The following is a 9,920-nucleotide window of genomic DNA, read 5'->3' on the forward strand; positions in this document are numbered from 1 at the left end:
CAAGATCCATTGTCAGTGGTGGGTGAGAAAGTAGAAGCATCCAACCGGAACACCAAAACCAGGGGGAGTTGTGATGTCCGGAAGCCAGAACTACATCAATCACGTTGCTCTAGTGCTCGATGCCAGCTCGTCCATGTCGCACCTGAGCCACAAGGTCGTCGAAGTCGCCGATCAGCAGATCGCGTATCTGGCCCGCCGGTCGAAGGAACTGGACCAGGAGACCCGCGTCACGGTGTACGTCTTCGCCGACAAGGTGCAGTGCGTCATCTACGACAAGGACGTGCTGCGCATGCCGTCGCTGAAGCAGCTGTACCGGACGGGCGGCATGACGGCCCTCCTGGCGGCCGCGCTGAAGTCACAGCACGAGCTGGCTCAGACGGCCCAGCTCTACGGCGATCACAGCTTCCTGACGTTCGTGCTGACCGACGGGCAGGAGAACGCCAGTCACCGCTGTCCGGATTCCCCGGCCAGGGATCCCCGTGAACTGGTCCAGGCCGTGGCCCGGATGATCGAGACGCAGCAGGACAACTGGACGCTGGCCGTCCTGGTGCCCGACCAGATGGGCAAGCGCGAGGCCATGCAGTGCGGCTTCCCCAAGGACAACATCGCCATCTGGGACGCCACGAGCACGCAGGGCCTGGAGGAGGCCGGGCAGGTCATCCGGCAGGCCACCGAGAATTTCATGATGGGCCGCACCCAGGGCATCCGGGGATCGCGCGCGGTGTTCTCCACCGGCGCGGAAGCGGTCAACCAGGACACCATCAAGGCGGCCGGCCTCACGCCGGTCGATCCGTCGAAGTACCAGCTGATACCGGTGGCCCGCGACGCGGCCATCAGGGAGTGGGTGATCGAGTGCGGGCACACCTACCGGACCGGTGCTGCGTACTACCAGCTGAGCAAGTCGGAGAAGATCCAGGCGCAGAAGCAGATCGCGGTGCTGGAGAAGAAGACGGACCGCGTGTACACGGGGCCCGAGGCGCGAAGCCTGCTCGGACTGCCCGACGCGGAAGCCCGCGTCAAGCCGGACCACAATGACCACTTCACCATCTTCGTGCAGAGCACCAGCGTCAACCGGAAGCTCGTGCCCAACACGCGACTGCTGCTCATGCTCTGACACGTCCTGAAGACGGTGGGGTGCCGGAGGGCTAGCCGCCCCCGGCACCCCATCTAGAGACCGAGTTCACGCTCTCCGAGCGGAGTGAAGAATCGCTCGACATCGGTGTCGGTGACCTCGTCCAGGGTCTTCGGCGACCAGCGCGGCCGGCGGTCCTTGTCGACGACCTGGGCGCGGATTCCCTCCACCAGGTCGGGCACGTCCAGGGCGGCGCAGGAGACGCGGTACTCCTGGTTCAGAACCGGCTCCAGCAGCCCGAGCTTCCGGGCGCGGCGAAGGGAGGCGAGGGTGACCTTGAGGGCGGTCGGCGACCTGGCGAGCAGGGTCTCCGCGGCCTCTTTGGCGGCGGGGCCGCCGTGCACGAGCAGCCGACGCACGATCTCCTCGACGGTGTCGGCGGCGTAGCAGTCGTCGATCCAGTCGCGCTGGGCGGCCAGGACGCCCTGCGGTGGTGTCCGCACATGGCCGTCCAGGGCCTCCTCCACGGGCAGCCCGGCGAGGGCGTCGAGGAACTCCGGCAGGGAGGCCGCCGGTACGCAGTGGTCCGCCAGCCCGCACCACAGCGCATCGGCAGCGCCGATCTGAGCGCCCGTCAGGGCCAGATGCGTGCCCGACTCCCCGGGAGCCCGGGCGAGCAGATGGGTGCCGCCCACGTCCGGCACGAAGCCGATGCCGGTCTCGGGCATGGCGACCCGGGACCGCTCGGTGACGACACGGACGCTGCCGTGCGCCGAGACACCGACGCCGCCCCCCATCACGATGCCGTCCATCACCGCGACGTACGGCTTGGGGTAGCGGGCGATGCGGGCGTTGAGGCGGTATTCGTCGCGCCAGAACGCGGCGGAAGCCGTCCCGTCGCCGTCGCGGGCGTCGTCGTGGATGGCGCGGATGTCGCCGCCGGCGCAGAGGCCCCGCTCCCCCGCGCCGGTGATGACGACGGTCGCCACGGCGGGGTCCCGTTCCCACTCGGTGAGGGCCTCGTCGATGCGGCGGACCATGGTGTGCGTCAGGGCGTTCAGGGCCCGAGGCCGGTTGAGTGTGATGTGGGCGGCCCGCCCGCTGGTGTGGAAGAGGACGGATTCGGATTCCTCGGCTCCGCTCACCGGAACTCCTCCCGCAGGTCCAGGGCCACGATGACGCGCATGACTGCCGATTCCCTTCCCATCATGTGGAGGCCCTTTCGTCTCCCATCACGTGGAGGCCCCTTCGTCCGCCCCCGCCGGCTCCGGATCACCTCGCCACCGCGGACCCTACGGTGCCCCGAAGACCGGGTGTGGCAGGGGCCCCCACTCCCGGCCCGCGAGCCGTCGCGTCACCGGCCCGGCCCGGCGCTCTGCATCGAGGGGCGGAGGACCATGAGGGAGCCTTCCGAGGTCGCCACCATGGCGAAGGGAAACCGGTCGAGCTCAAGGCAGAGCGCTACGTCGTCGGGGTGGACGCCCTGCCGCACGCCTTCCGCCAGCTCGGCGGCGGCACGCGACTCACCGGCGCGCCGGAGGAAGTCGGTTGCCTCCGTCCCGGTCTCGGTGGCCCTGAGGGCGATGTACTGGGCGCACGCCAGGTCTTCGTCGGCCTGCCCGCCCTCGCCGGTGACCACGAACGTGACCCGGTCGCACTCGCGCGTCCGCAGGACCCGGGCCGTCGCCTCCGCCACCACGAAGCCGGCGCACAGCACCAGCGACGCCTCCCTGACCGCAAGGGCGCCGACCGTCCCTGCCGTCGTCTTCTGTACGACGGTCCGCCCGGCGAGGTCGGCAGAGCGCAGCAGCCCCGGTGAGTTGACGGCGTCGAACCCGGGCGCGGGCGGACCGTCCTTGAGCGCCACCCAGCCGGGGTGACGGGCCTTGAGCGCCAGGGCGTCCTCCGGCGACTCCGCAAGGACGATCTTCTCCGCCCCTCGGGCGAAGGCCCAGGCAGCCACCGTGAAGGCACGCATGACGTCGACCACGACGGCCACGGACGGGGCTTCGGCGAGCTCCGGGATGCCAAGGAACCGAGTCTCCATCGGGTCATGATCGCGTATGCCCTTCCCGCGTCGTCCGACATGCGGGAAACAGGTCGGCGTCGCGGACGACCGGGCGCCGGTCAGCGAGCTGCACGTGTGCGCTACATTTTGCCTCTCCTTGATCTCTACGCTTCGGAGTTGGCAATCCCATGAGCGACATCGTCAACGGACTCGGGCGGGCCGCCGCATACGGCGGTCTGGGACTGGTCCTGTTGCTCCTCGGCATCGTCCTGGTCGACGTGTTGACGCCTGGCAAGCTCGGGCGGCAGATCTGGGAACAGCGCAACCGCAACGCGGCCACGGTCCTCAGCTCCGCGTTGCTCGGCATCGGCGGCATCGTGTTCACGTCGATATGGACGACGTACGAGGACTTCGGCAAGGGGCTGGTTTCGACCGCCGCGTTCGGGCTGCTGGGGCTGGTGATGATGGCGCTGGCGTTCCTGCTGGTGGACCTGGTCACGCCGGGCCGCCTGGGTGCGACGCTGGTCGAGACGGAGCCTCATCCCGCGGTCTGGGTGACGGCCTCGTGCAACCTCGCCGTGTCTGCCGTCATCGCGGCGTCCATCGCCTGAACCGCTGACGGGGTAACTCTCGAAGCACAGTGAACGCACAGGCACTGTTCCACCTCTTGCAGGGCGAAGCCCCCCAACTGAGAGGAACGTGCCGTGCGTTCACCCAGACCTATACGTTCGCGCCTGTACCCGGCCGGGTCGGTGGTCCTGGCCATGGCTGCCGCCGGATCCGTGCTGGCGGGGCCTGCCGGCTCCGCCTTCGCCGCCGGGACGGGCGTACGCGCCGATCTGCGGGCGGACGTGAACCGCGACGGGCGCGTCGATGTCACCGGTGGCAGCGACAATACGGGTGAGGACACCTGGTCCGTCGACCGCGGAGCCGTGCTCCTGCCCAACATCGATGACGACTCCAAGCGGTGCCCGGTGACCGCGCCCGATGGCGAGCCACTGTCCGACGCCAAGCTGGCCGCCTGCAACGACGGCTCCGACACGAAGGTCAACGGCACCGAGGACGCGGCCGACCTCGCCCGGGTCCGTTCCGTGTCGCTGCCCGGCCTTCCCGCGAACGCCACGGGCAGTCTGAAGATCGTCACGGGCGGCAAGCACGCGCACCTCTTCCTCAAGCGTGCCGGCAAGTGGATCCCGGTGACGTCCGCGACCCGGCTGACGGCCGCCGAGTTGCGTTCCGGTGTGGAGTTCGGTGTCGAGGCCACCGACGTCGTCCGGGACACCGCGAAGTGGGACGGCCGTGCGGTGGTCCGGCTGACGGTGACGGCCGGACAGAAGGTCACCTCCGACGCCGTGACCCTGCGCGTCGCACCGCTGCTGACGCAGCATCACCTCCAGGACACCCAGCAGGTGATGGTGTCCAAGGTCCAGGGCAGCGGCCCGGACAGTCGACTTCAGCGGGAGTTCGTCGCCGCACTCGAGAAGGAAGTCAAGAAGGCCGGCGTCACGACCCCCCTGGTCACCTTCACGATGTACGCCGACCGCTGGGCCCAGGACTTCGTCGAACCGGCCTACGTCAGCATGACCGGGCCGGGCGGCCGGCGGCAGGTGATGCGCGTGATGCTGCGTTCCGCCCAGCCGAACCGGGATGCGGGCCGGGAGCTGTTCGAGAGGATGCGCGGCCGGGACATCGGTGTCGTGCAGGTGACCGACGGGGCGGAGCCCGACGACTGGTCGCTGAACTCCATGGGAAACCTGGAGACCATCCCGCCCTACACGCACGGCGGACGCTCCTTCCCGGCCGGGCGGATCATCATGGGCGAGCGCAAGGACAGCGGGGCACGCCCGTCTAAGGTGATGCGGACGATGCTCACGTCGCAGGGATTGCAGAACCCACTGCTGCTGGACACCTCCTGGCTGGGCGTGGGCCACGTCGACGAGTTCGTGCAGTTCCTGCCCGCCGACACCCCGCGCGGCTGGCGCATCGGCATCGCCGACCCGAAGGCGGGGCTGCACCTGCTGCGCGACGCCAAGCGCGACGGCCACGGCAGGACGAAGATGTTCTCCGTGCCGGGGCGCAGTGGCGCTCCGGCACCCAAGGAGACCATCGACCAGGCGCTCGCCTCCCGTCACCTGGTGGCCGACAACGAGTTGGCGGCGCGTCGCATCGCGGCCAACCTGGAGATCCTCAAGCGCGAGACGGGGGTCACCGACGAGGAGATCGTGCGGGTCCCCGCGCTGTACACCCGTGACTCGGAGGCTCTGACCGCCGACGGACAGGAGGTTCCCGTGCCGCGTCTGACGCGCATGGGCGCCGGTTCCGACCTCGTGGACAGCCTCCGGGAGCAGGGCCAGCAGAAGTGGCTCGCCGAGAACCCCGCCCAGCGGGCGGCGGCTCCGGCGACGGTGACGACCAGCGCCTACGTCCCCGGTGCGGTCAACGGCGTGCTCCTGGGGCGCGACCGCTACCTCGCGCCCCGCCAGTGGGGACCCGTCATCGGCGGCAAGGACATCTTCACCGAAGCCGTCACCGCCGCCTACCAGCGGGTCGGCCTGAAGGTCTCGTACATCGACGACTGGTACACGTACCACCTCGGGATGGGTGAGGTGCACTGCGGCACCAACACCCTGCGCGACGCGACGGCGGCATGGTGGCAGCGCCCGGTCGCGAACCGTAACCGGGCCTAGCAGGGGGGTGGTTACCGGCTGCTGCTGTGGCTGCGGGGCCCGTCGTACTGCGGGCCCGTGACGGGCTCGGCCCACCGGGTCTCCGGGATGCCGTCGCCGGTGCCCTCCCACAGGGCGATGTGATTCCCGGCGCCCTCGCAGCACCGGCTGTGACGGTACGGGCGGACGTCGCAGCCACCGCTGTGCCGCCTCGACGCCGTCGCCGCCGTCGGTGCTGAACGCGATGGCGGCCTGGGGCGCATGGCGGCGCATCAGGCGGACGACTTGCTCCGAGAGCGGATGCAGCGGCTCGGCGGGCAGCCTGCCGGGCCGCCCCCACGGGATGCGGCTCGTCACCGTCCGCCCAACCGCGCCGGATCAGTGCCCGGCCGCCGCCTTCACCAGGGCGACCGCCACACCGATCGCCGCGTCCGCGAGGCCCGCAACCGTCGCCGCCAGAGCGCCGCCTCCCATGCGCAGCCCGCCCAGACAGCCCCACAGGAAGAGGGACAGGACGCCCACCCCCGCCGCCGTCAGCAGCGCGGCGTGCAGGGACAGGACGTCCAGCGCGGCCAGAGCGATCAGCAGGGCCGGGCCCAGGGCGCAGGACAGCAGGGGGCTGCTGACGTACAGCATGCGGCGCAGCTCGCGGCCGGTGGCGAAGTGGCGGTGGACCGTGCGGTGGGCCTGCTGGTCGGCGACGAACGCCGCGAGCCACAGCCCCAGTGCGGTCGTCAGGACCGTGGCTACGGCGCCGGGGGAACCCACATCACCGAGGGAGAGCCCGACCACCACGGCGATCATCGTGATGGTCGCGTAGATCCGCTCCTTGAGACGGTCCGCCAGTACAGCGGCCTCCGTTCCGGGCGGCACATCCGCTCGCCGGTCGTCCGCCATCTGATGCCCCTCACCTGTCCCAGGACGCGGGTCCCTCGTCCCCGCTCGGTCGTCGCGGCACCCGCGCTGCGCGTACGCCGGTCACGGCTTCCAGCATGCCTCCCGCCGCCGCCCGAGAGCGGTAACGCCGCTGCGCCGGGGGCGTGGAGCTACAGCTCCGCGGGGCGGGTGAAACCGTAGGCACGCTCGACCTTGGCCACGTGGAGGGCGAACGAGGCGTACCAGTGCTCGCGTCCGCGCGCACGGGCCAAGGTGTGTTCCGCGTGATTGCGCCACGCTGCGATCGACTCCTCGTCCCTCCAGTACGACACCGTGACCCCCAGGCCGTTCGCCCCGCGGGCGGAGTCGACACCGAGGAATCCCGGCTGGTCGGCAGCGAGTTTCATCATCCGCTCGTCCGCCTCCGCGTAGCCGTTGTCGCCTGCGGTCCGCACGGCGGTGAACACCACGGCGTAGTAGGGCGGGGCGGGCAGCGACGCGGGCACGACATCGGTCACGGAGGTCCTCCAACAGACGACACCGGCAGCTTCGCCCCGAACGATCTCGCGCACCCGCCTCATGGCACAACCACCCGGCCGCGAACTCCTGATTGGCCGTGTGACGTCTGTTCAGCAGGGGTGAGCGGCCATAAGGTGAGCGGCCTTCGCGTTCTGGGGAGGTCTCGTGAACGGGCTTCGCGCCGTCGTCGTCTGCCTCGTGATCGCGTGTGCCGCGGTGGTGTCGCCCGCCTCGGCCGTGACGCCGGGCTGGTCGGCGCTGCCGGTGCCGGCGGCGGCCCCTCCGGTGACGGTGTCCGACCTCGCCGCCCGCGGGCCGGGCGAGGCGTGGGCGACCGGGTACGAGCACGCCGCCGAAGGGCTGCGGCCCCTGGCGTACCGGTGGGACGGCACGGTGTGGAACCGGGACACCACCTTCCCCGGCGCCGGCGAACCGGGATGGCTCGGCAAGGTGCAGTTCGTCGGCGAAGAGATGTGGGCCTTCCACCACCGCTCGGGTTCGGGCGGGATTCTGCGCCGGTCGGCGGGAGGCTGGAGCACCGTGCCGTTGCCGCAGACCCTGTGGACCTACCAGGACTTCGCCGCCGTGCCGGGTGCCGCGTGGGTGGTGGGAGAGGACGACACCGGGCTGAAGGTGCTGCACTACGACGGCTCCGGCTGGACCGCGCAGTCCCCACCGGACGGTGTCCGGTACATCATGGGGATCACCGCACGCTCCGCCACCGACGCCTGGGCCTGGGGAGACACCAGCACCGGGACGACCGTCCTGCGCTGGAACGGCACGACGTGGCGCGACGCGAAGGTGCCGCTGCCGCCGGACAGCAACGTGCACACGATCCTGCCCGAACCGTCCGGCCGGGTCACCGTCGGCGGCAGTCAGTACACCGACGGCGTGGCCCGCACCCATCTCATGACCTGGAACGGGCACGCCTGGCGCACCACGTACCCGCCGCTGGGCGACACCCACACCGAGGCCATGGTGCGCGGTCCGGACGGCGCGCTGTGGCTGCCGGTGCGCAGCGACCTCGCGTTCCGGTCGAAGTACGCGCGGGTGGACGGCCCGCGTACCACCTTCTCCTACGGCCCCGAGCGCACCGACGCGATCGACGTCCGGCCTCGGGCACTGGCGAGAGCCGGGTCCTCACTGCTGTCCTTCGGGACCGTCGAGATCTACGGCTCCAGACCCAACCTGATGAGTGAGCGGCTGGGAGGCTGACCATGTTACGCAGACTGTTCGTCGCGGCCCTCGCCGTCGCCATGACGATCATGGCCGGCATGAGCCCGGCCGGGGCGGACACCGCGTCCTGGCAGCACGTACCGGTCCCTGCGCAGGTACGTCCGCAGGCCGGGTTGAACGAGGCCGTGGCGTTCGGGCCGGACCGGGCCTGGGCGGTGGGTACCGACGCCGTCGGCCGCGAGGCGCCGGGCTTCCCGCTGGTGCTGCGCTGGGACGGAACGGCGTGGCAGCGCCAGGGCCTGCCCGGGATCCGCTGGCAGGGAGAGCTGCTGTCCGTCGCCGGGACCTCACCGGCCGCCCTCTGGGCGGTCGGCCGCGATGCGGCGGGCGGTGCCCATCTGCTCCGCTTCGACGGCGCCGCCTGGTCCGAGAGCCGGCCGCCGCAGGGTGTGGTGCCGTCCAAGGTCGTCACCGGCGGCGGTGAGACCTGGCTGATCGGTTCGCGGGACGGCGCGCAGGTGCTGCTGCGCCGGGACGGGCATGGCTGGCAGGACGTGCCGGCACCGCCGGGAGCCGTGTACGGCCTGCACGTCCTGGCGGCCGACGACGTCTGGGCCGCCGGCGAGACCGCCTCGGGTGCGGCCGTGTCGCACTGGGACGGGCAGGCGTGGCAGCAGATGGTCGTGGACGGGTTCCCGCGGTCGGCCGTGGGCAGTGTGCTGGCGGTCTCGCCCACGGAGGTGTGGGCGGGTGGCACGGCCGGGTTCGTCGGCGGCCCGGTGGGGCGGCCGATTCCGCCCCTGCTGGTCCGCTGGGACGGGCAGGCGTGGAACCGGGTGACCGTGCCCACCGACTTCGGCGGAATCACGTCACTGGCGCCCGCCCCGTCCGGCGGGCTGGGCTGGGTCTCGGTGGCCCGCTCGCAGAAGTGGGGCCCTCCGGGCAGCACTCCCCCGTGGGTCCCCGGGCCGGACTTCCTCGCCTGGAACGGCCGGTCGTTCACCGAGTACGCCGAACCGGCGGTGGCCGGTGAGGGCGACTCCAGGACGCTGCGCCTGGCGCCGGTGCCGGGCACGGCGACGGTGTGGTCGGTCGGCCGCGCCGACGGCCCCGAGGGCACCTTCGCCCCACGCATCCTGCGACACGGCTGAGGCGACCGGCCGGGCACACGAGGGGATCGCCCGTCAGTGGCGGACCAGACAGAACGGATGCCCCGCCGGGTCGGCGTAGATCCGCCAACTCCGCCCGTCCGTACCGGCGTCCAGAACCGTTGCTCCCCGGGCCAGCACCTGTTCCTCCGTCCGGTCCAGGTCCGCGACTGCGAAGTCGAGGTGGAATTGCTGCGGCCCGGCCGGGTCGGGCCACCTGGGCGGCCGGTAAGCCGCTGCCCGTTGGAAGGCCAGGACGACACCGGACGCCGGGTGCAACGTCGCCCAGGCGTCACTCAGCGCCCACCGCCGGTCCGGCCGGTTGACGGTGCCACCGAGAAGCGACTGGTAGAAGGCGGCCAGCTCCACCGGTTCAGGGCAGTCCAGCACCACGCACTGCAGATCAGCGATCACGGACCGATCCTGGGCGGGGCTCTTCGCCGCCTCGCGGCAGG

Annotated in this window: 10 protein-coding genes; 5 read left to right on the plus strand and 5 right to left on the minus strand. The window is 71.2% G+C overall.

Annotation, left to right across the window (positions count from 1 at the left end; all coding sequences use genetic code 11):
- Window positions 1–73 precede the first annotated feature (73 nt).
- Window positions 74–1,114: a vWA domain-containing protein gene (locus tag A4E84_RS01405; protein WP_062924782.1), complete on the plus strand. Its 1,041-nt coding sequence runs from the start codon at window positions 74–76 to the stop codon at window positions 1,112–1,114.
- 53 nt (window positions 1,115–1,167) lie between these two features.
- Here the strand turns inward: A4E84_RS01405 and A4E84_RS01410 are convergent, their stop codons facing one another.
- A complete protein-coding gene (locus A4E84_RS01410) occupies window positions 1,168–2,217 on the minus strand; it encodes an enoyl-CoA hydratase/isomerase family protein (RefSeq protein WP_062924783.1) in 1,050 nt (349 codons plus the stop codon).
- 209 nt (window positions 2,218–2,426) lie between these two features.
- Complete coding sequence (locus A4E84_RS01415) at window positions 2,427–3,119, minus strand: 2-phosphosulfolactate phosphatase (RefSeq protein WP_062924784.1); 693 nt, start codon at window positions 3,117–3,119, stop codon at window positions 2,427–2,429.
- Between the two features lie 149 nt (window positions 3,120–3,268).
- On the opposite strand from A4E84_RS01415, the gene A4E84_RS01420 reads away from it, so the two are divergent.
- On the plus strand, window positions 3,269–3,691 hold the full coding sequence (locus A4E84_RS01420) for a DUF350 domain-containing protein (RefSeq protein WP_062924785.1): 423 nt from the start codon (window positions 3,269–3,271) through the stop codon (window positions 3,689–3,691).
- A gap of 153 nt (window positions 3,692–3,844) precedes the next feature.
- The gene (locus A4E84_RS01425; RefSeq protein WP_107308247.1) at window positions 3,845–5,767 is read left to right on the plus strand and encodes a protein-arginine deiminase domain-containing protein; all 1,923 of its coding nucleotides are present in this window, start codon (window positions 3,845–3,847) and stop codon (window positions 5,765–5,767) included.
- Between the two features lie 357 nt (window positions 5,768–6,124).
- Here A4E84_RS01425 and A4E84_RS01430 read toward each other — a convergent pair whose 3' ends face one another.
- Both A4E84_RS01430 and A4E84_RS01435 read right to left on the minus strand, forming a co-directional pair.
- Entirely contained in the window at window positions 6,125–6,643 is a 519-nt protein-coding gene (locus A4E84_RS01430; protein WP_062924786.1) for a hypothetical protein, read from the minus strand.
- A 149-nt stretch (window positions 6,644–6,792) separates the two neighbouring features.
- A complete protein-coding gene (locus A4E84_RS01435) occupies window positions 6,793–7,140 on the minus strand; it encodes an antibiotic biosynthesis monooxygenase family protein (RefSeq protein WP_237304763.1) in 348 nt (115 codons plus the stop codon).
- Window positions 7,141–7,306: 166 nt separating this feature from the next.
- Here A4E84_RS01435 and A4E84_RS01440 point away from each other — a divergent pair, with 166 nt between their 5' ends.
- The gene (locus tag A4E84_RS01440; RefSeq protein ID WP_062924787.1) at window positions 7,307–8,356 is read left to right on the plus strand and encodes a beta propeller repeat protein; all 1,050 of its coding nucleotides are present in this window, start codon (window positions 7,307–7,309) and stop codon (window positions 8,354–8,356) included.
- A 2-nt stretch (window positions 8,357–8,358) separates the two neighbouring features.
- The gene (locus A4E84_RS01445) at window positions 8,359–9,468 is read left to right on the plus strand and encodes a hypothetical protein (RefSeq protein ID WP_062924788.1); all 1,110 of its coding nucleotides are present in this window, start codon (window positions 8,359–8,361) and stop codon (window positions 9,466–9,468) included.
- 33 nt (window positions 9,469–9,501) lie between these two features.
- Here A4E84_RS01445 and A4E84_RS01450 read toward each other — a convergent pair whose 3' ends face one another.
- Complete coding sequence (locus tag A4E84_RS01450; RefSeq protein WP_062924789.1) at window positions 9,502–9,879, minus strand: VOC family protein; 378 nt, start codon at window positions 9,877–9,879, stop codon at window positions 9,502–9,504.
- Window positions 9,880–9,920: the final 41 nt, after the last annotated feature.

The organism is Streptomyces qaidamensis (genome assembly GCF_001611795.1).
Classification (GTDB): Bacteria; Actinomycetota; Actinomycetes; order Streptomycetales; family Streptomycetaceae; genus Streptomyces; species Streptomyces qaidamensis.

Bases quoted from the DNA above. Each gene is read 5' to 3' on its own strand.
- A4E84_RS01445 (WP_062924788.1), top strand. From the start codon at position 8,359: ATGTTACGCAGACTGTTCGTCGCGGCCCTCGCCGTCGCCATGACGATC.
- A4E84_RS01420 (WP_062924785.1), top strand. From the start codon at position 3,269: ATGAGCGACATCGTCAACGGACTCGGGCGGGCCGCCGCATACGGCGGT.
- A4E84_RS01405 (WP_062924782.1), top strand. From the start codon at position 74: ATGTCCGGAAGCCAGAACTACATCAATCACGTTGCTCTAGTGCTCGAT.
- A4E84_RS01415 (WP_062924784.1), bottom strand. From the start codon at position 3,119: ATGGAGACTCGGTTCCTTGGCATCCCGGAGCTCGCCGAAGCCCCGTCC.
- A4E84_RS01425 (WP_107308247.1), top strand. From the start codon at position 3,845: ATGGCTGCCGCCGGATCCGTGCTGGCGGGGCCTGCCGGCTCCGCCTTC.
- A4E84_RS01430 (WP_062924786.1), bottom strand. From the start codon at position 6,643: ATGGCGGACGACCGGCGAGCGGATGTGCCGCCCGGAACGGAGGCCGCT.